At 46.9% G+C, this 20,386-nt stretch carries 24 protein-coding genes; 5 read left to right on the top strand and 19 right to left on the bottom strand.

Annotated elements, in window-relative coordinates:
- Positions 1 to 148 precede the first annotated feature (148 nt).
- Positions 149 to 877, top strand: a complete 729-nt coding sequence (locus ACWJJX_RS09260; RefSeq protein ID WP_012118372.1) for a GntR family transcriptional regulator — start codon at positions 149 to 151, stop codon at positions 875 to 877.
- A gap of 24 nt (positions 878 to 901) precedes the next feature.
- On the opposite strand, the gene ACWJJX_RS09255 is transcribed toward ACWJJX_RS09260, so the two are convergent.
- From ACWJJX_RS09255 to ACWJJX_RS09235, 5 genes are all read right to left on the bottom strand, one after another.
- Positions 902 to 1,756 carry a PfkB family carbohydrate kinase gene (locus tag ACWJJX_RS09255; RefSeq protein ID WP_071392249.1) on the bottom strand — a complete coding sequence of 285 codons (855 nt, stop codon included), beginning with the start codon at positions 1,754 to 1,756 and terminating at the stop codon, positions 902 to 904.
- A gap of 13 nt (positions 1,757 to 1,769) precedes the next feature.
- Entirely contained in the window at positions 1,770 to 2,654 is an 885-nt protein-coding gene (locus tag ACWJJX_RS09250; RefSeq protein WP_003151895.1) for a carbohydrate ABC transporter permease, read from the bottom strand.
- Between the two features lie 3 nt (positions 2,655 to 2,657).
- Positions 2,658 to 3,548 carry a carbohydrate ABC transporter permease gene (locus ACWJJX_RS09245; RefSeq protein ID WP_454022921.1) on the bottom strand — a complete coding sequence of 297 codons (891 nt, stop codon included), beginning with the start codon at positions 3,546 to 3,548 and terminating at the stop codon, positions 2,658 to 2,660.
- A gap of 24 nt (positions 3,549 to 3,572) precedes the next feature.
- Positions 3,573 to 4,838, bottom strand: coding sequence for an ABC transporter substrate-binding protein (locus ACWJJX_RS09240; RefSeq protein WP_454022953.1), 1,266 nt, complete (start codon positions 4,836 to 4,838; stop codon positions 3,573 to 3,575).
- A 73-nt stretch (positions 4,839 to 4,911) separates the two neighbouring features.
- The gene (locus ACWJJX_RS09235) at positions 4,912 to 5,898 is read right to left on the bottom strand and encodes an SIS domain-containing protein (protein ID WP_071392250.1); all 987 of its coding nucleotides are present in this window, start codon (positions 5,896 to 5,898) and stop codon (positions 4,912 to 4,914) included.
- Positions 5,899 to 6,094: 196 nt separating this feature from the next.
- On the opposite strand from ACWJJX_RS09235, the gene ACWJJX_RS09230 reads away from it, so the two are divergent.
- The gene (locus ACWJJX_RS09230; RefSeq protein ID WP_071392251.1) at positions 6,095 to 7,021 is read left to right on the top strand and encodes a MerR family transcriptional regulator; all 927 of its coding nucleotides are present in this window, start codon (positions 6,095 to 6,097) and stop codon (positions 7,019 to 7,021) included.
- A 33-nt stretch (positions 7,022 to 7,054) separates the two neighbouring features.
- Here ACWJJX_RS09230 and ACWJJX_RS09225 read toward each other — a convergent pair whose 3' ends face one another.
- Genes ACWJJX_RS09225 through ACWJJX_RS09215 form a run of 3 tightly spaced genes read right to left on the bottom strand, consistent with a single transcriptional unit; the run spans position 7,055 to position 9,109 of the window.
- The gene (locus tag ACWJJX_RS09225; RefSeq protein ID WP_077722795.1) at positions 7,055 to 7,645 is read right to left on the bottom strand and encodes a sporulation delaying protein family toxin; all 591 of its coding nucleotides are present in this window, start codon (positions 7,643 to 7,645) and stop codon (positions 7,055 to 7,057) included.
- Positions 7,638 to 8,582, bottom strand: a complete 945-nt coding sequence (locus ACWJJX_RS09220) for a sporulation-delaying protein SdpB family protein (protein WP_454022920.1) — start codon at positions 8,580 to 8,582, stop codon at positions 7,638 to 7,640. The genes ACWJJX_RS09225 and ACWJJX_RS09220 overlap by 8 nt, the downstream gene beginning before the upstream one ends.
- Positions 8,579 to 9,109, bottom strand: a complete 531-nt coding sequence (locus tag ACWJJX_RS09215) for an SdpA family antimicrobial peptide system protein (protein WP_029973606.1) — start codon at positions 9,107 to 9,109, stop codon at positions 8,579 to 8,581. The genes ACWJJX_RS09220 and ACWJJX_RS09215 overlap by 4 nt, the downstream gene beginning before the upstream one ends.
- Before the next feature lie 124 nt (positions 9,110 to 9,233).
- Between ACWJJX_RS09215 and ACWJJX_RS09210 the strand changes: the two genes are divergently transcribed.
- On the top strand, positions 9,234 to 9,506 hold the full coding sequence (locus tag ACWJJX_RS09210) for a DUF1648 domain-containing protein (protein ID WP_007410095.1): 273 nt from the start codon (positions 9,234 to 9,236) through the stop codon (positions 9,504 to 9,506).
- Between the two features lie 38 nt (positions 9,507 to 9,544).
- On the opposite strand, the gene ACWJJX_RS09205 is transcribed toward ACWJJX_RS09210, so the two are convergent.
- The 3 genes from ACWJJX_RS09205 to ACWJJX_RS09195 form a co-directional block, all read right to left on the bottom strand.
- Positions 9,545 to 9,919, bottom strand: a complete 375-nt coding sequence (locus tag ACWJJX_RS09205; protein ID WP_007410094.1) for a nucleotide excision repair endonuclease — start codon at positions 9,917 to 9,919, stop codon at positions 9,545 to 9,547.
- A gap of 66 nt (positions 9,920 to 9,985) precedes the next feature.
- Complete coding sequence (locus ACWJJX_RS09200) at positions 9,986 to 11,101, bottom strand: NAD(P)/FAD-dependent oxidoreductase (protein ID WP_454022919.1); 1,116 nt, start codon at positions 11,099 to 11,101, stop codon at positions 9,986 to 9,988.
- A gap of 37 nt (positions 11,102 to 11,138) precedes the next feature.
- Entirely contained in the window at positions 11,139 to 11,705 is a 567-nt protein-coding gene (locus tag ACWJJX_RS09195; protein WP_454022918.1) for a class I SAM-dependent methyltransferase, read from the bottom strand.
- Between the two features lie 211 nt (positions 11,706 to 11,916).
- Here ACWJJX_RS09195 and ACWJJX_RS09190 point away from each other — a divergent pair, with 211 nt between their 5' ends.
- Positions 11,917 to 12,381: a DUF2691 family protein gene (locus ACWJJX_RS09190; RefSeq protein ID WP_070082327.1), complete on the top strand. Its 465-nt coding sequence runs from the start codon at positions 11,917 to 11,919 to the stop codon at positions 12,379 to 12,381.
- Positions 12,382 to 12,514: 133 nt separating this feature from the next.
- A complete protein-coding gene (gene csn, locus ACWJJX_RS09185; RefSeq protein ID WP_454022917.1) occupies positions 12,515 to 13,351 on the top strand; it encodes a chitosanase in 837 nt (278 codons plus the stop codon).
- A gap of 35 nt (positions 13,352 to 13,386) precedes the next feature.
- Here csn and sufB read toward each other — a convergent pair whose 3' ends face one another.
- From sufB to metQ, 8 genes are all read right to left on the bottom strand, one after another.
- Positions 13,387 to 14,784, bottom strand: coding sequence for a Fe-S cluster assembly protein SufB (gene sufB, locus ACWJJX_RS09180; RefSeq protein WP_003151878.1), 1,398 nt, complete (start codon positions 14,782 to 14,784; stop codon positions 13,387 to 13,389).
- A gap of 19 nt (positions 14,785 to 14,803) precedes the next feature.
- A complete protein-coding gene (gene sufU / locus ACWJJX_RS09175; RefSeq protein WP_007613601.1) occupies positions 14,804 to 15,247 on the bottom strand; it encodes a Fe-S cluster assembly sulfur transfer protein SufU in 444 nt (147 codons plus the stop codon).
- Positions 15,237 to 16,457 (bottom strand): cysteine desulfurase SufS, encoded by a 1,221-nt coding sequence (sufS, locus tag ACWJJX_RS09170; RefSeq protein ID WP_007410089.1) that lies wholly within the window; start codon positions 16,455 to 16,457, stop codon positions 15,237 to 15,239. The genes sufU and sufS overlap by 11 nt, the downstream gene beginning before the upstream one ends.
- On the bottom strand, positions 16,457 to 17,770 hold the full coding sequence (gene sufD, locus ACWJJX_RS09165) for a Fe-S cluster assembly protein SufD (RefSeq protein WP_003151874.1): 1,314 nt from the start codon (positions 17,768 to 17,770) through the stop codon (positions 16,457 to 16,459). The genes sufS and sufD overlap by 1 nt, the downstream gene beginning before the upstream one ends.
- 17 nt (positions 17,771 to 17,787) lie before the next feature.
- Positions 17,788 to 18,573 (bottom strand): Fe-S cluster assembly ATPase SufC, encoded by a 786-nt coding sequence (sufC, locus tag ACWJJX_RS09160; protein ID WP_003151872.1) that lies wholly within the window; start codon positions 18,571 to 18,573, stop codon positions 17,788 to 17,790.
- Between the two features lie 176 nt (positions 18,574 to 18,749).
- Entirely contained in the window at positions 18,750 to 18,902 is a 153-nt protein-coding gene (locus ACWJJX_RS09155; RefSeq protein WP_003151857.1) for a hypothetical protein, read from the bottom strand.
- 192 nt (positions 18,903 to 19,094) lie between these two features.
- Positions 19,095 to 19,472, bottom strand: a complete 378-nt coding sequence (locus tag ACWJJX_RS09150) for a carboxymuconolactone decarboxylase family protein (protein ID WP_031306536.1) — start codon at positions 19,470 to 19,472, stop codon at positions 19,095 to 19,097.
- A gap of 92 nt (positions 19,473 to 19,564) precedes the next feature.
- On the bottom strand, positions 19,565 to 20,380 hold the full coding sequence (gene metQ / locus ACWJJX_RS09145; RefSeq protein ID WP_015418164.1) for a methionine ABC transporter substrate-binding lipoprotein MetQ: 816 nt from the start codon (positions 20,378 to 20,380) through the stop codon (positions 19,565 to 19,567).
- Positions 20,381 to 20,386: the final 6 nt, after the last annotated feature.

The raw sequence follows: 20,386 nt of genomic DNA, 5'->3' as shown, positions 1-20,386 counted from the left end.
CTCCTCCAATACTGGAAACCGCCACATCTTTCTGTTATGTTAAAAATGTTCGGGGTTTCTGACAGATTCATAAATGAAAAGCAAATTTGTATTATAACGTCATAATACATATAATAGTACTACTACTTGACAAAGGAGGTCCGTCCCATTGTTAAATAACGGGAGCTCGAAACCTTTATATATTCAGCTGAAACAAATTATCGCGGACGATATCAAGAAGGGCGTTTATTCGCCGTCCGTAAAACTGCCGACTGAAAATGAGCTGTGCGAAACGTACAACGTCAGCCGCATAACGGTCAGGAAGGCCATCCTTGATCTTGTGGAAGAAGGCTGGCTCGTCCGGCAGCAGGGAAAGGGAACGTTCGTTAAAAGCCCTAAACTGAAGCGGGAGCTCATCGCGGTCAACGGCTACTCTGAATTTATGGAATCAACGGGAAAAAAACCGAAACACCAGATCCTTTCCCATGAAATCATTGAAGCGCCTAAATCCATCGCTCAAAAACTTCGCGTCGCTTCCGAAAGTCCCGTTCTTGAATTAAAACGCATTTTATTTCACGACGACCAGCCGCTCTCATTCGAAATCGCCCACTATCCGCTCAGTTTATTTCCCGACATCGGCAAGCATATTAAAGGCGGCGTGTCGATGCATGACATTTTGAAACAGCACTATCAGGTGGTGCCCACCCATAATACGAAGCTGTTAAATGTCGTATACGCCAAGCAGGAAGAAAGCCGCTATCTGGCTTGTGATATCGGGGATGCGCTTTTTGAAATTGACAAAACCGCTTTTATGTCAAAAGACCAGCCGATATACAGCTCGCTGTTTTTAATGCATACCGACCGCGTTACGTTTACCATTAACAGCCCCTATGCGTAACAAGTATAAAAAACGAGACAATGCTTATCGTATTCTCGTTTTTTCACTGCTTTTCCCGCCGTCCGGCCTGTAGGGATGCCCGTAACCGAACGCTCCGAACCCTCCGCATGTTTTGGCAGCCGTCCCGGCGGCCGCAGTAAGCGCTCGCCGAATATCCTGATGCTCGAAGAAATCGGTAAGAAACCCGGCAATAAAAGAATCACCCGCGCCCAATGTATCTATTATATCAGCTCTTACCACCGGCTGATGATAGACGCGTTCCCCATCCGATAACACCGCGCCATGTTCTCCCCTTGTCAGACAGACGATTTTCGCTCCGAAACCGCGGGCTTTTTCGGCAAGCCGCACACATTCACTTTCACTCAAATCACTCCCGGAAAAAAATGCATACGTTACGTACGGACAGACCGCTTCTAAATAGGCTTCGTCACGTTTTACAGAGAAGTCAAAGGAAATCGGCACATGGCCGCTCAGCATCGGAAGGTCACGTTCTATCCTGCTGTATACGCTCGTATGCAGCAGATCATGTCCGGAGATAAATGAGATGTCATTCTCCTGAAAAGCGAGCGTCAGACGCGATTGCACGCCGCCTTTATTTGATCCGGCAAATATCCTGTCCCCTTTTTCATCAAGCGTGACGACCGCCATCCCGTTTTCCCCGTATGCCCGGCGGATCAGATCGGCATTCACCTTCTCCAGTTTCAGCACATTCAATACGTGATCCGCCGCTTCATCACTGCCGAGAATCCCGATATAAGAAGTTTCGTGGCCTAAGCGCCGGGCAAGCACGGCTACATTTAACGCATTTCCGCCCGGGTAAAACGTCTCCTGATCCTGATAATAATCTACTACATTATCTCCGGCCGCTATCAGTTTCATCTTTTCATCCCCCTTATCCTTTCACGCTTCCCGCTGCAATGCCGCGGATAAAATATCTCTGCATCAATAAAAACAGCGCGATGATCGGAGCAGCAGAAATCGTCAGCCCGGCCAGCAGCACGCCCCAATCCGTCTGCAGCGCATCTCTGAACTGCATCAGCCCGGCCGGAATCGTCCGTAAATTTTCATCATCGATAAAAATAATCGCAAACATAAACTCATTCCATGTATGGTAAGCCGTCAAAATGCCTGATGTCACCAGAATCGGCACGCTCATAGGTAAGAATATTCTGAAAAATATTCCGAAACTTGTACACCCATCCAGATAGGCCGCTTCCTCAAGCTCTTTGGAAATCGACAAAAAATAGGAACGGATCAGAATCACGGTAAACGGAATACGGTAGGCTGCGTACGGAAGAATCAATGCCCAATACGTATTGTACAGTCCCAATGACTGGATAATGGAGTACAGCGGCACAAGACTGACCTGCGGCGTCAGCATCAAGCCGCCAAGACAAATGATCAGCACAAACCCTTTTCCTTTAAATTGAAAACGGGCCAGCCCGTATGCCGCCCAGGCGCTCACAAATACGGTGATGAGACAAGTCAGCACGGTCACAATGACGCTGTTCATAAAATAAGCGGAAATCCCTTGGTTCCATGCGGATACGAAGTTTTCGGGATGCCAGACAGAGGGCAGCGACCAGCTGTGCTCAAAAATCTCATCCGAGCTTTTAAAGGCGCTGACCGCCATCCATAGCAGCGGATATGCAACGGCAATGAGGTAGATAAAGAGAAACAGCCACACAGACGTTTCCCCGACATACCATTTTCTCGGTTTTCCGCCTGTTCTGACGGCCTGACGGGCATGACGCAAGTCCGTCTTTTCAGGAAGCATCGGCTACTCCTCCTTTCCGGTCTTAAAGAATTTAATCTGAATAAGCGACAGAGCAAGCGTCAGCAAAAGCACCACCGTGGCGATCGCAGAAGCGTAGCCCATCATATCCTTTGTAAAAGCACTCTTATACAAAAATGTGCTCAGCACTTCTGAAGCATTGCCCGGCCCTCCGCCGGTCAGAATATATGGTTCATTAAATACGGTAAATGCGCCGGTCAGCGTCATCACCACGGCAACAAACGACATTTCTTTCGTCTGCGGCACCGTAATGTGAAAAAACTGCTGGATTTTTCCGGCTCCGTCCAGCTGCGCCGATTCATATAATTCAGCGGGAATGCTCTGAATCGAGACAATGTACAGCATGGCGATGTAACCGACAGACTGCCATTGAGACACAAAAATGACAGACAGCATAGCGGTGTTTTCATCGCCCAGCCACGCGCGGGTCAGTTCATCAAGTCCGACCGCTTCCAGCAGCTGATTCAAAAGCCCGATTTCCGGGTTATAAATAAAATCAAACAACAGCGCAATGACGGTCATGGAAATGACGACCGGAAGAAAAAATACCGTACGGAAAAACGGCGACCATTTTCTTACCAATCTGTCTTCCAGCACGGCCGCCAGAATTAAGCCGCCGCCAACCTGGAAAATCAGCGATATGACCGCATACAGCACATTGTTGCGGAGTGCTGTAAAAAACACGGGATCGTGAAACAGGTCAATATAATTTTTCAAACCGATAAACGTCTTTTCGGGTTGAAATGAGCTCCATTCAAACAGACTGAAAAACACATTTTCAATAATCGGAATGTAAACGAACAGCAGAAAAATCAGCGCGGGCGCGAGAAACAGATACGGAATGAAACGTTTTCGGCTGACCAAGGAAATCCTCATCTCCTTTCTCCAAAGAAATCTGTTCTATTCAGATGACGCTTTGACCTGACGCGCCGCTTTCTGCACGGAATTCATCACCTCGCGCGGTGTCATTGTGCCGCCGAGCATCTGCTGAACGCCTGCCGCATACACATCGGCGATTTCAACGTCAACATCCATATCAAACCACGGCACCATTGTTTCGGCGTGGACGATATCCTGCACGGCTTCGCGCTGGATCGGGGTGGAATTGTTTTCTGTCGCCGTTCCCTGAACCGCGCTGTATTTACCGACGTCTTTTATCAGCTTCTCTCCCATTTTTTTCGAGGTTAAAAACTGAAGAAATTCCATAGCTTCTTTCGGGTGCTTCGTTTTTGAGGAAATCATAAATCCTTCCGGAGATCCGGTCAGTGCACGGGGAGATCCCTTTTCGCCGCTGATTTTTGGGAAAGGAAACAAGCCCAGATTGACCGGTTCGACGAGCTTAATTTCTGCCGTTTCCGCATAAATCACCGCCGCTTTGCCGCTCGTAAACTGCTGGCGCACGTATTCGTGATCAACGGAGTTCACGTGCTTTGTAAAGTACGGCAGAAGTTCCTGAAGCTTTTCAAGCGCTTTGACATAGCCTTCGTCCGTAAACTCCCCGGTTTCCGGGCTGTAATCCTTCGCCCGCGTTTTTTCATCCACCATACGCTGGTTCAGCGTCCCGATATAATGAGAAATGGTCCAAGGCGCTTTTGTGCCGAAACTGATCGGAATATATCCGTTCTCTTTCAATTTCTCACAGACTGTGATCAGTTCATCCCATGTCGCCGGGGGCTTCAAATGTAATGTATTAAAAATGTCTTTATTATAAAAGAATGATTTAGCGTCCATTTGCCACGGAACACCGTACTGTTTTCCGTCATGCGTAAAGGGTTTGATTTGTGACTGCACAAGCTGTGAGGACCAATCTTTATCCTGCTGATAGTAAGACGACAGATCGAGGGCTTTATCTCCTTTGATGAATTTATAAGCAAACCGGTCGCTCCAAGAAAAGAAAATATCAGGGGGGCTCGTTGTTCCGAGCATGACTTTCACCTTGTCTTTATAAGAATCGTTCAAGACCGCCTCCGTTTGGATATGAATATCCGGATGAGCGGCTTCAAATTCTTTGACCGCTTCTTCAAAATAGCTTTTTTCCGGCTCCTTCGGCCACCTGTGAAAAAACTTCAGGGTCACTTTTCCGTCAGAGGAACTGCTTTGGCTTGAACAGGCGGCGGCTGACAGACATACAGCTAACAGAACGAACAGGCAGATGAGCTTTTTCAGATGCTTTTCCTCCTTTGTCACCGGACTATAACGTTATATATCATTATAGTCCGGTGAAATATAATGCGCGTTCTTAATATTCGACTTTCCACATGTAACGCCGCTGGCTTAACGGATGGTTCCTTGCTTCCGCCAGCGCATCCGCATAGCTTCTGAGCACCCGGTTTAATACGAGAGGAGCCAGATAGCCTTTTACAGAATCGTCAATTTCGGAAAAATCATATGCTGCCGCATCAAGCACAGTCAGTTTTTTGCCGTATCTTTTTGAGAAGGAAAGCGCCCGCTCTTCAAGGGGTCTTGTTTCGTCTAAGCCGAGCAGGATAATAAATGGAACGGATTCATCAATGATTTCGAACGGTCCGTGAAAATATTCTCCGGCATGAATGGCGTGGGAATGAATCCATTGCATTTCCATGAGAATGCAGATGCTGTAGGAGTAAGCGACGCCGTAGTTCGCACCGCTTGCCATCGTGTAAATGATATCTTCTTTTTCGTGGGCTTTCGCGAATGCCTTTGCGTGATCCGCTTCTTGTTTAAGCGCTTTGTCATATACGGTCTGGAGCTTATTGAGTCCGTCGATCGCCTGCTCAAACGCGGGATGGTTTTCCAGCACGTGTAAAGCGCCGAACACGATTTGATACAGAACCCCGTAATTCGTATTTATCGCCTGTGCGTTCTCACCCCAGTCATACACCGCGACATATTCGGCTTCTTTCGCTAACGGCGAATCAGGCTCAAAGGTCATCGCAATCGTAAGCGCGCCTTTTTTTCTGGCGAAACCGGCGGCTTTCACCGTTTCCGGCGTATTGCCTGACTGAGAACATAAAATCACGAGAGAGTTCTCTCCGAGCTGAATGGGATTGCGCTGAATAAATTCATTTGAACTGTAGAGATCAGAGCTGATGGCTTTCGCCTCTCTGTCAAACACGTACTTGCTCGGATACATAATGGCTGAAGAACCCCCGCAAGCGACGAAAAAGACGTGGTCAATCGTTTTTCCTTTCAGATCATCCAAGAAAGCCTGAACCTTGTGATTCACTTGTGCGGCAGTTTGACTCAAATCCTTCACTCCTCAGTGTTTTATTATATAACGTTATATAACATTATATAACGTTATATTAATCGCAACAAAGGTGCGTTGTCAATCATATTTTCTGAAATTTCTAAAATATAAAATAAAACCGTCTTATTTCCCGCCCTCTCTTGACCTGACCCTTAGAGACACGTTTAGAATGAAAAGCAGGGAGTGATTCAGAATGAATATAAAAGAAGCCGCCAGGCAGACGGGTCTCACGAAAAAAGCCATCAAATATTATGAGCAGGAAGGTTTAATCACCGTCAGCAAAAACCCTGATAACGGATACCGTGAGTATTCCGCTCAGAACGTGAATACGCTGAAAATGATTGCCGCCCTCCGAATGCTGGCACTGTCTGTAAGCGATATTAAAGCGTTCCTCTTAGAGGGCAGCAGTCTGCATGATATACTGCGCCAGCAGCATCAAAAGCTCAGCCGGCAGATTGAAGAGCTTGAGCAGGAACGGAAACTGACTGAAATGCTGATCAAGCGCGTGGAAGATGCGGAAAATGTCGATTCAATTCTGCATGATATCGGCGAGGTCAAAATAGATGAACCGAAGTATATGGGACTTCAGCTGAAAAAACTGTTCCCGGGAGATTTCGGAGAATTTATCGCCGCGCTGTTTGAACCGTTCCTCGACTTTTCTATTGATACAGATGAGAAAAAAACGATATGGGCAAAGCTTATTAAAGTATTGGATGATATGGAAGAAGTTCCGGCTGCACACCCGATGATGCAGCTGGTCGGCAGGGAGGATCCGGCTCAGCTCCAGCAGCACAAAGTCCAGCATGACCAATTTATCGAGCGGATTTTGGAGAGAGACCCCGCCACTTGGGACACTCATAAAAACATCATCATTCAGCTTGTGAAAAGAGTGCAGACAGATGAAGAATACAGAGAAAGCCTGATCAAGGTCGGAGAATCCGCTTCTGATCTGCCCGCGCTGAAGGAAGGATCGCCTTTCAGCAATCTACTTCAAAAGCTCAGCCCGAAATATGACACGTATGTGCGACTTCAGCTTGAACTGAAAAAAGAAGCCGACGAGGAACTCGGCTTTGATTCAGAAGCATATTTAAAACAGATGCTTCAATCAAAAAAACGCTAAGGTTCGTCTCCTTAGCGTTTTCTTTCTTCAGCCTCAGTGCTGCGCGTTAATGCGGTCAACGACATTAGCGATGAGCTGCTCTTTTCCTAAATCGGAATCTTCGTCAACGCTTGCTACTGTCAAAATGATAGCCGCTACCGCAAGAGCGATCGTCTCAATGGCGGCCGCCGCGTTTAAGAATACCCATACAGCCGTTGCGCATTGGCCGATGGCCGTTGATTTTCCTTTGTCCATGCTCTTTTTGTCAAACTCTTCTTTCAGCACTTTCGCCATAATCTGCGAACCTTGATCAATGACGCTGTTCACTTTCTCATAATCGCCGCTGTAGACCGCCGCTTTTAACTCTTTAAAATAATCCGGCGATGACTTTTTAATATCAGCAATCACCTGATCGGAAACTTGCTTTAATTCATCCTGATCAATCTTTTTAACAGCCTTGGTATCCCATACTTCAGGAAGGAGCTTTGCGACCTCACCTTGTCCGAAAAAGATGCCGGAAAAAATGTCTTCACCCGAATAAGAGACGGACGGCTCAGTTTTTGCCGCGGCATGCGGGCCGGCTAATGCGACCATTAAAACAAACACCAGCATCATGGCAGCTGCGGACTTCTTGCTTTTAACCATATAATTTCCTCCTTTTCCTTTTATTGAAAAAATTGTATCTGATAAAAAGGGGATTGTAATGGTTCAAAGCTACTGTTTTCTCTGCCGGCACCAAAAACAGGACCAAAATACCAGCCACCGTAATGGAAAACGAGGTCAGCCCCAGCATAACGGCAAAGATTTCGTGCATAAAAATGGATATAAACAATATCGGACGCCAATATGTTTTCGGAGCGAACAAAGCGCAGAACATAATGGTTTGCACAATGAGCGTGCCCCAAGTCGGGATGATGACAAGCTTGGACTGCAGGATAAAGTCAAACAGACTGTGAAGCGCATCCGGCAGACCCAGCATCGGATCATTCAAATAGTAATAAACGGCGGTCCCGTTCTGCCACTCTTCTTCCATCAGTTTGGCAATGACAGAGTTAAAGTATAGCATCGCGACCTGTATTCTGATGATTGTCAGTGTCGCCCAGCATAAGGAGCGGTAATAAGGCTCAAGCGGCCTTTTCTCAAAAGACGCCTCGTACGGAGACCAGTGCCATTTCCGCGGATCGGTTAATGTCAGCGGGAGCAGCAGCAGCGTAAAAACGGCAGCCACTTGATCTCCCCCGTCAAGGGTAACGGCGGAGTTTTGAAAGCTGTACGAAATCCACCAGTGAAAAAAACCGGTGAGGCGGGGCCGCCAGCCAATGACGACAAGGATTAACATACAGATACAGACGGCTTTGACGATCTCAATGTAACGGAAATCGGGAAACAGCAGAAACAGGCTGAACGTGTCGGAAAAGCTGAGCATTTGATTTTGCGTTTTGAAGAAGACAGACGCCGGATTGAACAGCAATGTCAGCAGCGTGCCGATCGCGATTAAGCTTCTGGCAAGCCCGTACACATTTGTCCAAGGCGGATTCTTCATCATCCATAAGGTGAGCTGCTTTTTTGCATCCTGAATCAATTGACATCCACTCCGATGTATTTTTTGATGGTTCTTTTCGTTTCGGTATGCTGGCTCCATGCCCATGGGGTAATGCGTTCATATGTAATGATCATTTTCCCTTTCAGCCTTGGGGAGGGAGACTCATTTTTCATTTTCAAAAATGTGGTATCCTTAATGTCTTGGCCAGTCGTGAAGTCTTCCCACTTCTCTTTGGAAGGCAGCTTTTCCAGCATAAGGCCGAGCTCTATCCCTTGCGTCCGGCCGTAACGGTTTAAGCCGATCACATTTTTCAGAGAATTATTCGGCCATCTGAGCTCCTCATCGGCATCAAGAAGATAGATGTTCAAGCTGTCTTCTCTCGGATCTTTACTGAAAAATCCCCAGCTTTGCGGATAAATCATGGAAACGGTTTTGGATTGGTGCTTGGTTAATTGGATGGCGGAGCTTGGCAGTGCCGCGATGATGGTAAAAAACAAAACGATGATCCAGGCGGCCATGATAAAAAGAAAGAATGAAAACATGCTGGTTTGCTTCTTGTCAGTCAATTGAAACCCTCCTAGCGTATGGAAATTTCATTGACATGATTATACACCATTCAACAGGTAAAATATTGATAAATTAGATTTTTCGGACTAATATACTATTATATGTAAAAAAGGGAGTGTTCATATGTTTTTGATGAATGATAAGGTGCTGTGGGGAGCTGTGGTTCTCGCCTTTATTCTGTCGATTGTGTTTTATCCGTTTCTTCCTGCTGATATGGCCATTCACTATGACGTGTCGAATCGTCCGAATACATCAATCAATAAAACGGCCGGCGTCCTGATTTTTCCTGTGCTCATGATGATCTGCATGTTATTCAGAAAAAAGGTCGTCCAGCTGTTCCTCGTCGTTTACTGTCTGCTGATCGTGCATATTGCAGTGATGTGGCTGGCACTGTAAACATAAAGAAAACCGGAGCCCTTAAGCTCCGGTTTTTCTTATTTATAAAATACTTTCTCAATGTTGTATTTCGACTGAAGGGTATTGATCGCGTACGTTTCGTAAATCTCCCTTTCCATCGGATCATTGACGACACATACTTCAATTTTATACACTTCGTCCCTGTGATGTTTAACAGGCGACACATTGTCTTCAAAATGCTTTTTGATTCTTTGTCTTAATTTACGGGCTTTCCCGACAAACAGCAGCTCATCATGAATGTTATAAAACATAAAGATGCCGCCTTTGTCTCTCGGAATTTGGTGAAAATCAATGAAACCGTAAATCGCTTTAATCGCCGGTTCATTTTCCGACGGTGACTGCTGCCGTTCCGTAATGGTTACATCAGGAGCAGGAAGGTTTATTTTTATCAAAATGGGTCACGTCCTCTTATTCATTAAAGCTCCATCCTATCATAAGAATGCGCCAAAAGCTATTTTTTATTCAAGCGCCCCGGCCGGATCATAAAGGCTCAAATCAATTTCCGTCTGCTGGCCGAGTGCGAGTTTTGCCAGTTCCGCCCCCAGATACGGCCCGCTCGTCAGCCCTGAGGCGCCCAGCCCGTTGGCAACGAGGAGTCCGCTGATATTCGGCACTTTGCCGATGACGGGAAGAAAACCGGGAGTAAACGGCCTGAAACCGACTCTTGTCTCTATCATAGTACTGTCTGAAAGCCCCGGCGCCACGGTTAATGCTTTGTCAAAAATCTCGCGGAGGCCGCCGGCCGTCACCCGCAAATCCATGCCGGTATCGTTTTCATGAGTCGCACCCGCTATGATTCTGCCGCTGTCAAAGGCGAGAATGTATTGATCGTTTGGGGGCATGACGACGGGCCAGCCGCCCGTCTCCTCTCCCTGAAGCTCTAAATGAACGATCTGCGCCTTTTGGTATGATACTGAAAAACGGATGCCGAGCGGTTCAAGCAGCTCTCTCGCCCAAGCGCCGGCCGTTACGAGAACCTGGTCGGCAGTAAGCGTGCGTTCTGCGGTTTTCACACCGATGACGGCACCGTCCTCTGTCAATATTGACGTTTCTTCATTGTAAACAGCAGCTCCGTGCTTAACGGCCGCGTTTAACAGCGCCTTACGAAGCGCCCTCCCGTTCACCCGGGCCGCGCCGCTGACATGAACCGCCCCGTATTCCTCCGACAGCGCAGGAAACAATGCCTTCGTTTCTGCCGGAGTCAGTCTCGTAATGTCACCGATTTCAGGAGCGTCCTCTCTTCTTTTATAAGCTCTTTCCTCCATTTGGCTGAGCTTTTTTTCATCCGTATGGAGACTGACGGCACCGATCTTTTGATAGCCGGTGTCCGTTTCTCCGTCAGCTTCAAGCTGCTGTATCAATTGGTTATAATAGCGGGCTCCGCCTTTTGCGATCGCATACCATGCCTGATTGCGGCGCTGCGACAGCCACGGGCAGACGATCCCTGCCGCGGCGTCAGTCGCCTGCCCCGGGTGTTTCCTGTCAAAGACCGTTACATCCGCACCGGCCTTTGCGAGATGATAAGCCGCGGACGCACCGAGAATGCCGGCTCCGATAATCATATAAGATTTCATGTGTAACACCTTTTCTATCTGTTTTGTCTTATTTATTTTAACAAATGGAGCGCCCGGTTCCTACCGGAGTCCTGACAGCAATGATAAGTTTCGAAAACGGAAACGTATAATAAAAGGAATACGTTCTTGTCTGAAAGCCGTTTTCCTCAAGAATTGCTCTGTATTGTGATGTATTTTTTATATCTGACACGGCCAATGTGCCGCCAGGCTTCAGCACCCTCACCATTTCCGTGATCGCCCGTTCCCTCTCTTTTCTGCCTGAAATGTTGTGTAAGGTAAAATGTGAAATGACAAGGTCAAACGTTTTATCAGGAAACGGCATGGCTTGCGCGAGTCCGTCATACAAATCAATTTCCGGCGCTCCTTCTGCCCGTCTGTTCTTTTCAAATGCGTCTCTCCCGTTTCCGCCCAGATCCCAGCCTGACCATTTGTCAATCGCTGAGACGTCAGCGCCTTTTTGAGCCGCGGCGATGGCTAGCAGCCCCCGTCCCGTCCCAATATCAAGCACCTTCATGTCCGGCTTTAAACCGGAAAGCGCAAGAATGCGATGGCGGTGTGAAAGTTTAATGGCCGTTGAATACAAGAGCATCCAAAGACCAAGCACTAAAAACAAGGCACCCGTCAGCCAGCCCAGAAAAGAGGAATCATGCCGTATAATGTGCCTGCGGCATAAAGGAGCGCAAGAAAGATAAATCCAAACGCTCCATAAGGCGCATCAATTCCGTATCGTGTTGTCATAACACTCACCCCTTTCAATATTTATCCAAATGGTATACCATATTATTCTAGCAAAAGCCGAAAGGAGATACGACCATATGAAACGCGGGATTACTTTTAACATCCCAAATCAATTCGGACGGTTTGCGGCAGATATATTACAACCGTTCCCCATCTCTTCCTATACATGGTTTATCGGTGATGGAGAGGCGTATACTGAATTCAATGAAGACACCGATACAGACCTGTTTCCGCAAAATCAGCGCATCATTCAGGGCCAAGAACTCCGTCAGCGTCTGGAAGGAGACCCTTATTATATGATTTTTGCTGAATTGAAAGCTTTCCCGAGCAGGATGGTAACGGAAATCAATACGTATGAGGAATATTTGGATAGTTCCTGTGAACTTGTGCTTCTCATTGCAGATTGCTCGTATGTAACGTTATATTGCAAAGATCCGGACATGCTCGAAGCCCTTTTTCAGCAGGCTGTACAATGCGGGTTTCACCGCGTTGACTATGTTACAGATGAGAATGACGCGAGAACGGGATTGTCTGTCTGGTGAAGATGCGTTCTTTTTATGAAGCACCGGATAGGGCTTAGGATTCAAAATATTGGCAAATTCGTGTGTTTTCAACAACAAAACCACCCCCTCATGTATACTGAGTGCGTAACTTACATATGAAAGGGGTATGACAATGAAAATCAGTTTGAAGAAAAAAGCAGGTTTTTGGAAGAAGACGGCGGTTTCATCTCTTATTTTCACCCTGTTTTTTTCCCTGATGATGAGCGGTACGGTTTTTGCGGCCGGGCTGAATAAGGATCAGAAGCGCCGGGCGGAACAGCTGACCAGCATCTTTGAAAACGGAAAGACGGAAATCCAATACGGCTATGTTGAAGCATTGGATGACGGAAGAGGTTACACCTGCGGGCGGGCCGGCTTTACGACGGCTACCGGAGATGCGCTGGAAGTAGTCGAAGTATACACGAAAGCGGTGCCGAATAACAAATTGAAAAAGTATTTACCTGAATTGCGCCGTCTTGCGAAGGACGAAAGCGATGACATCAGCAATCTGAAAGGATTCGCTTCTGCCTGGCGCTCACTTGGCAATGATAAAGCCTTCCGCGCTGCCCAGGATAAGGTAAATGACAGCTTGTATTATCAGCCGGCGATGAAACGTTCAGAAAATGCCGGACTGAAAACGGCCTTGGCCAAAGCGGTGATGTACGATACGGTGATTCAGCATGGTGACGGTGATGATCCAGACTCCTTTTATGCCCTGATTAAACGCACGAACAAAAAAATGGGCGGGTCACCGAAAGACGGAACGGACGAGAAGAAATGGCTCAATAAATTCTTGGATGTGCGCTATGACGATCTGATGAATCCGTCAGATGAGGACACCCAGGATGAATGGAGAGAATCGGTTGCCCGAGTCGACGTTTTCCGCGATATTGTCAAAGAGAAGAACTACAATTTAAACGGGCCGATTCATGTCCGGTCAAGCGAATACGGAAATTTCACTATTCAATAAATAAAAAAACCCCGCCATATGGCGGGGTTTTACTATTAACCGATGGAGCCTTCCATTTCGAACTTAATCAAACGGTTCATTTCAACTGCGTATTCCATCGGAAGTTCTTTTGTGAATGGCTCGATGAAGCCCATAACGATCATTTCTGTTGCTTCTTCTTCAGAAATACCGCGGCTCATCAAGTAGAAAAGCTGTTCTTCAGAAACTTTTGATACTTTCGCTTCGTGCTCCAATGAAATGTTGTCGTTCAGGATTTCATTGTAAGGGATTGTATCAGAAGTTGATTTGTTATCCATAATGAGCGTATCACACTCGATGTTTGAACGGGCGCCGTCCGCTTTCCGTCCGAAGTGGACGATACCGCGGTATGTTACTTTTCCGCCCTGTTTCGAAATCGATTTTGATACGATTGTGGATGACGTATTCGGTGCAAGGTGAATCATTTTCGCACCTGCGTCCTGATGCTGTCCTTTGCCCGCAAGAGCGATAGAGAGCGTCATGCCGCGCGCGCCTTCACCTTTCAGAATGACAGCCGGATATTTCATCGTCAATTTAGAACCGATGTTTCCGTCAACCCATTCCATCGTCGCGTTTTCTTCACAAACCGTACGTTTCGTTACTAAGTTGTAAACGTTGTTCGCCCAGTTTTGAATTGTTGTATAACGGCAGTAGCCGCCTTTTTTAACGATGATTTCAACAACCGCGCTGTGAAGCGAGTTTGTTGTGTACACAGGAGCCGTACAGCCCTCTACGTAATGAACGCTTGCTTCTTCGTCAACGATGATCAGCGTACGTTCGAACTGACCCATGTTTTCAGAGTTGATGCGGAAGTAAGCTTGAAGCGGTGTTTCAACCTTCACGCCTTTAGGCACGTAGATGAAAGATCCGCCGGACCAAACAGCTGAGTTCAGCGCCGCAAACTTGTTATCAGTCGGCGGAATGACTTTCGCCCAGTGCTCGCGGAAAATGTCTTCATTTTCTTTCAGCGCGCTGTCTGTGTCTTTGAAGACAATGCCTTGCGCTTCAAGATCTTCTTTCATGTTGTGGTACACAACCTCAGATTCGTACTGTGCAGAAACACCGGCAAGGTATTTTTGCTCAGCTTCAGGAATACCGAGTTTGTCGAATGTCTGTTTAATTTCCTCAGGCACTTCATCCCAAGAACGCTCTGAACGCTCAGACGGTTTTACGTAGTACGTAATTTCGTCAAAGTTTAAAGAGTTTAAATCCCCGCCCCACTGCGGCATCGGCATGTTGTAGAAATGCTCAAGAGATTTCAGGCGGAAATCAAGCATCCATTGAGGCTCTTCTTTCATGCGTGAAATTTCTTCTACGATTTCTTTTGTCAATCCGCGCTCTGAACGGAAAATGGAAACGTCCTTATCGTGAAAACCGTACTTGTATTCACCAATTTCAGGCATTTTTTTAGCCATCCATTTTCACTCCAATCTTTTAATTGCCGCCTTTTTCGCCAGCGACTCCTTTTTCAAGTGCTTTCCATGAAAGGGTGGCACATTTAATCCGGGCCGGGAATTTCGAAACGCCTTGAAGAGCTTCAATATCCCCGAGATCTATCGAGTCGTCATACTCTTTCCCTTGCATCATGTCTGAGAAAACCTTAGACATGGAAAGGGCGGTATCAATATCTTTTCCTTTAATCGCCTGCGTCATCATGGAAGCTGAAGCCATGGAGATGGAGCAGCCTTCCCCTTCAAACTTCGCTTCCTGAACGGTATCGCCGTCAAGCTTCATTGTCAGTCTGATCCGGTCGCCGCAAGTCGGGTTGTTCATATCGACGACGATGCTGTCATCCAAAACCCCTTTGTTGCGCGGATTTTTGTAATGATCCATGATCACTTGTCTGTATAATGTATCTAAATTTGCATTAAAAGACATTTGTAAAGTACTCCTTTGTCTTTTGGAGGGCTTCCGCGAGCTTATCGATCTCTTCCTCTGTATTATACAGATAAAAACTCGCTCTCGCAGTAGCAGATACATCCAGCCATTTCATGAGCGGCTGGGCGCAATGATGGCCGGCTCTGACCGCAATGCCCTCAGCATCGAGGACAGTCGCGACATCATGAGGGTGAACCTCATCAAGATTAAATGTCACAAGTCCCGCCCGCTCTTTCGGACCGTATACCGTCACGCCGTCTAGCTGCTCGAAACGGTCAAGCGCATAGGCTGCAAGTTTATGCTCATGCCGGGAAATCTCGTCGAGTCCGATCTCTTCAAGAAAATCAATCGCGGCTCCCAATCCGATCGCGCCTGCGATAATCGGCGTGCCTGCTTCAAATTTCCACGGAAGCTCTTTCCAAGTTGATTCATAAAGCCCTACAAAGTCGATCATTTCGCCGCCAAATTCGGCCGGCTCCATATTCTCAAGCAGTTCTTTCTTGCCGTACAGCACGCCGATTCCCGTCGGGCCGCACATTTTATGGGAAGAAAGCGCGAAGAAGTCGCAATCCAAGTCCTGGACGTCGATTTTCATGTGCGGTGTGCTTTGCGCCCCGTCCACCACGATGACCGCGCCATTATCATGAGCGATTTTGGCGATCTCTTTAATCGGGTTGATCGTGCCGAGCACATTTGACACATGAGCGACTGCCACGATCTTCGTATGGCTTGTGACAGTCTGCCGGACGTCGTCCAGTGAAAGCGTGCCGTCTTCCTGCATCGGGATATATTTTAAAGTCGCGCCGGTTGCTTTTACTGCCTGCTGCCACGGAATGATATTCGCATGATGCTCCATTTGGGTGATGACCACCTCATCACCGGGTTTTAAGCTGGCGCGGGCATAGCTCAGCGCCACCATATTCAGTGAAGTTGTCGTGCCTTTTGTGAAAATGACCTCAGCCATTGACTTCGCATTGATAAACTTACGGACTTTTTCACGCGCACCTTCATAGCCGTCTGTCGCTCTCGTGCCAAGAGTATGAACGCCTCTGTGGACATTGGAATTGTATTTGCTGTAATACTGATCCACTGCTTCAATGACAGCACGCGGCTTCTGGGAAGTCGCCGCGCTGTCAAGGTACACGAGGTCATGTCCGTTCACTTGCTGATGAAGGATCGGGAACTGTTCACGAATATCGGTGATATTCATTATTTTACTTTCCTTTCGATGACGGAGACGAGCTGTTTCTTAACTCCTTCAATCGGAAGCTCTTTTACCACCGGAGCAAGGAATCCGTAAATGACTAAGCGCTCCGCTTCTTCTTTCGGAATTCCGCGGCTCATTAAGTAGTAAAGCTGGATCGGATCCACACGGCCGACAGATGCCGCATGTCCTGCAGTTACATCGTCTTCATCAATTAAGAGAATCGGGTTTGCATCTCCGCGTGCTTTTTCACTCAGCATCAGGACGCGGGATTCCTGTTCAGCGTTTGCTTTAGACGCGCCGTGCTCGATTTTGCCGATTCCGTTAAAGATGGAAGATGCGGCATCTTTCATGACTCCGTGCTTCAGGATATAGCCTTCAGAAGCCTTACCGAAGTGGATGATCTGCGTCGTAAAGTTTTCCGTCTGTTCTCCTCTTCCGACAACTACGGTTTTCGTATCGCCGTATGTGCCGTCTCCGTAGAGGTTTGTCGTATTTTCAGAAATCGTGTCGCCGTCGTTCATCAGTCCGAGCGCCCACTCGATTTTGCTGTCGCGTCCGCGCGCGGCTCCGCGGCGGTTGACGTATGTTGTGACACCTGCTGACAGGTTGTCAACGGCGCCGTACGTCACGCTGGCATTATCACCTGTGACCACTTCACTGATAATGTTGAATACCGCTTCTTTCGGATTCACCGTGCTGATGTAGTTCTCAACGTAAGTGACGGAGCTGTGGTCTTCAGCGACGATCAGCACGTGGTTGAACAATGCCGTGTCATTGCTTTCATGAACGTAAACGGCCTGAACAGGCGTCTCCACCTGAACGTTTTTAGGAACATAAAGGAATGCCCCGCCGTTCATTAATGCCGCATGAAGCGCAGTCAGTTTATGTTCGTCGACCTTTACGCCGTCTTTCATGAAGTATTTCTCAACGAGGTCGCTGTGCTCACGGGCAGCCGTTAAGATGTCCGTGAAAATGACGCCTTTGTCTTTCAGTTCTTTGGAAAGAGAAAGGAAAGCAGGCGTTTGATCACGCTGCACATATAACGTTTTGTCTTCGTTTTCGATATCGATCAGCGCTTTTGCTTCATCAGCTAAATCTTCTAAAGAAGCAAGCGGCGCGTTTTCTACTGTATGCTTGTTGAACTTTGTAAAGTTCCAATTTGTGATTTTTGTTTTATCAGGCTTAGGCAGCGGCAGATCTTCAGCTTTTTCAAGAGCCTGTAAGCGCAGGTTTTTCAGCCAGGCAGGTTCTTGATGCTTTTCGGAAAAGCCTTTGACATATTCCTGATCTACGGATAGTTTCGTTTCCAATGTCATGATTATCCCCCTAACGCTTACGCTTCTTGGCCTACAGTTTCGTCTTCAATGCCTAGTTCTTGTTTAATCCAGTCATAACCTTCCGCTTCAAGGCGCTGTGCAAGCTCCGCGCCGCCGGATTTCACTACGCGTCCCTGCATCATAACGTGAACGACATCAGGCGTGATGTAGTTCAGAAGGCGCTGGTAGTGAGTGATCATTAAGCAGCCGAAGTTTTCGCTGCGCATTTTGTTGATTCCTTTAGAAACGACTTTAAGCGCATCGATATCAAGACCTGAATCGATCTCGTCAAGAATGGCGATTTTCGGCTCGATCATCATAAGCTGAAGGATTTCGTTGCGTTTTTTCTCCCCGCCTGAGAAACCTTCGTTCAGGTAACGCTGCGCCATTTCAGGGTCCATTTCAAGGAACTCCATGTTTTCGTCCATTTTGCGGATGAATTTCATAAGAGAAATTTCATCGCCTTCTTCACGGCGTGCGTTAATCGCAGAGCGAAGGAAATCGGCATTTGTCACACCGCTGATTTCGCTTGGGTACTGCATCGCAAGGAAAAGACCCGCCTGAGCGCGCTCGTCCACTTCCATTTCCAGTACATCTTTGCCGTCAAGCGTGATGCTGCCTTTTGTAACTTCGTATTTCGGGTGTCCCATAATCGCTGCTGAGAGCGTGGATTTACCGGTACCGTTCGGCCCCATGACAGCGTGGAATTCGCCGCCTTTTATTTCAAGGTTTACACCTTTTAAGATCTCTTTTCCTTCGATTTCAACGTGAAGATCCTTGATCGTTAATGTTGAAGCAGCCATATCTATACCTCCAAAATATATAATCATTATTCTCAATTTATTCTCATTCTAATTTTATAACAAATGAAAAGTAAATACAACTTTTTATATTACCCGGAACATTCCTAAAGTTTATCAAAGATCAAGGCGTAATTAAAGCTGTTTGAAACAGAAAAAGGGCGGAAATCCACCCTTTTTCACTGACCGATTTTCTCATTAAGCTGCGCTGCGAGGAACTTGCTTTTTTGATATTCAAGCTCCCTCTGCCGTTCGACTTCCATCCTTTTTGAAAGACGCCGTCCGTATTCCTCGTAGCCGATGCCGTGTGACTTCTGCATCGCTTTTTCCATTTCAGGCGTATAGTCAAGGTCCAGTCTCTCGTGGCTGGTGCAGATAATGAATCAATCCCTTCATATATTTGTTTCTATTGTAACAATGATCCGCTGCTCCGGCCAAAGAGTGTGTGCCCCTGAATCCTTTCGAATGTGCCGGAAACCGGCGCTCGCTTTATCTGAAAAACGGTATTCACACGATTGCTCATTCTAATGCGTCGTATGTCCGAATTCCTGAATGCACTGCTGCACGAGGGTCACTCCCTGACTGAGAGCCGCGCCGCCCCCGAATGCCGCCGCGACGCTGATGACCTCAAGGATGTTTTCTTCTGTGGCCCCTTGGTCAAGGCAGCCCTTCGTATGATAAATCATGCAAAATTCATCTTGAGCGCTGATGCTGATGCCCAGAGCGATTAATTGTTTCTCTTTTTCAGTTAATGAATCTGCTGAGAAACACTGCTCAGTAAATTCATTAAACTTCCTCCCCATCATCGGCATTTTTTGCTCGAATATGCCTAAACCTTCTTTATATTGTTTCAATGCGTCATGCACGCTTTTTCCGTTATCCTGGTATTGAGCCACTGCCATTCCCTCCAATCGTTAACCTTCCTTTTTATTATGGACAGTTCTCCGATTAATACCCGAAAAAAACCCCGGATGATTCATCCGGGGTTTTCGCTTTATTCAGATACGGGAAGCACGGCTCCGTCGTATTTTTTCTCAATAAAGTCTTTGATTTTCTTAGAGTGAAGCACTTCCATAAGCGCTTTGATTTTCTCTGATTTTTCGTCACCTTTGCGTACGGCGATGATGTTTGCGTACGGGTTGTTTTTCGTTGATTCCACTTGAATCGCATCTTTTAACGGATTCAGTTTGTTTTGTATCGCATAGTTGACGTTAATGAAGACTGCATCGCCTTCTTCTTCATTATATGCTTTCGCCGTTAATTCAGGGGCGATTTTTTTGAATGTCAGGTTTTTCGGGTTTTTCGTAATGTTTTTCGTCGTCGCTTCAATCGTTTTTACCTTCGGATCAAGTGTGATCAGTCCGGCTTTTTCAAGCATCGCCAGCATACGGCCTTGTTCAGCGACATTGTTAGTCATGATGATGGTCGCGTCTTTAGGCAGGTCTTTCAGTGATTTGTATTTTTTCGTGTAAATTCCGAATGGCTCAAGGTGAACCGCTCCGGCATTCACGAGTTTGTAATCTTTATTTTCTTTCATTTCCTGTTCAAGGTAAGGAACGTGCTGGAAGTAGTTCGCATCCACTTCATTATCAGCTAACGCTTTGTTGTACATTTTGTAATCGTTCAGCACTTTTACTTTTAATGTGTAGCCTTTTTCCTTCAAGAGCGGTTCCGCTTCTTTTAAGATTTCAGCATGCGGTGTTTTTGTCGCGGCGACAACGATTTCCTTTTTATTCGAGCCGTTTGATCCGCAGGCGGCTAAAACTCCCGCGAACACAAGCAGCAGCGCACTTAATACAATCTTTTTCAATGTAAA

This window comes from Bacillus sp. YH3-2-B2 (genome assembly GCF_053663335.1).
Note: the sequence above shows the minus strand (reverse complement) of the source record. Positions and strands in the feature narration are given on the sequence as shown.

Excerpts from the sequence above, each read along its gene's own strand:
- ACWJJX_RS09255 (WP_071392249.1), bottom strand. The coding sequence starts at position 1,756 with ATGAAACTGATAGCGGCCGGAGATAATGTAGTAGATTATTATCAGGAT.
- ACWJJX_RS09250 (WP_003151895.1), bottom strand. The coding sequence starts at position 2,654 with ATGCTTCCTGAAAAGACGGACTTGCGTCATGCCCGTCAGGCCGTCAGA.
- ACWJJX_RS09245 (WP_454022921.1), bottom strand. The coding sequence starts at position 3,548 with ATGAGGATTTCCTTGGTCAGCCGAAAACGTTTCATTCCGTATCTGTTT.
- ACWJJX_RS09230 (WP_071392251.1), top strand. The coding sequence starts at position 6,095 with ATGAATATAAAAGAAGCCGCCAGGCAGACGGGTCTCACGAAAAAAGCC.
- ACWJJX_RS09225 (WP_077722795.1), bottom strand. The coding sequence starts at position 7,645 with ATGGTTAAAAGCAAGAAGTCCGCAGCTGCCATGATGCTGGTGTTTGTT.
- ACWJJX_RS09210 (WP_007410095.1), top strand. The coding sequence starts at position 9,234 with ATGTTTTTGATGAATGATAAGGTGCTGTGGGGAGCTGTGGTTCTCGCC.
- ACWJJX_RS09200 (WP_454022919.1), bottom strand. The coding sequence starts at position 11,101 with ATGAAATCTTATATGATTATCGGAGCCGGCATTCTCGGTGCGTCCGCG.
- ACWJJX_RS09190 (WP_070082327.1), top strand. The coding sequence starts at position 11,917 with ATGAAACGCGGGATTACTTTTAACATCCCAAATCAATTCGGACGGTTT.
- csn (WP_454022917.1), top strand. The coding sequence starts at position 12,515 with ATGAAAATCAGTTTGAAGAAAAAAGCAGGTTTTTGGAAGAAGACGGCG.
- sufB (WP_003151878.1), bottom strand. The coding sequence starts at position 14,784 with ATGGCTAAAAAAATGCCTGAAATTGGTGAATACAAGTACGGTTTTCAC.
- sufU (WP_007613601.1), bottom strand. The coding sequence starts at position 15,247 with ATGTCTTTTAATGCAAATTTAGATACATTATACAGACAAGTGATCATG.
- sufS (WP_007410089.1), bottom strand. The coding sequence starts at position 16,457 with ATGAATATCACCGATATTCGTGAACAGTTCCCGATCCTTCATCAGCAA.
- sufD (WP_003151874.1), bottom strand. The coding sequence starts at position 17,770 with ATGACATTGGAAACGAAACTATCCGTAGATCAGGAATATGTCAAAGGC.
- sufC (WP_003151872.1), bottom strand. The coding sequence starts at position 18,573 with ATGGCTGCTTCAACATTAACGATCAAGGATCTTCACGTTGAAATCGAA.
- ACWJJX_RS09155 (WP_003151857.1), bottom strand. The coding sequence starts at position 18,902 with ATGGAAAAAGCGATGCAGAAGTCACACGGCATCGGCTACGAGGAATAC.
- ACWJJX_RS09150 (WP_031306536.1), bottom strand. The coding sequence starts at position 19,472 with ATGGCAGTGGCTCAATACCAGGATAACGGAAAAAGCGTGCATGACGCA.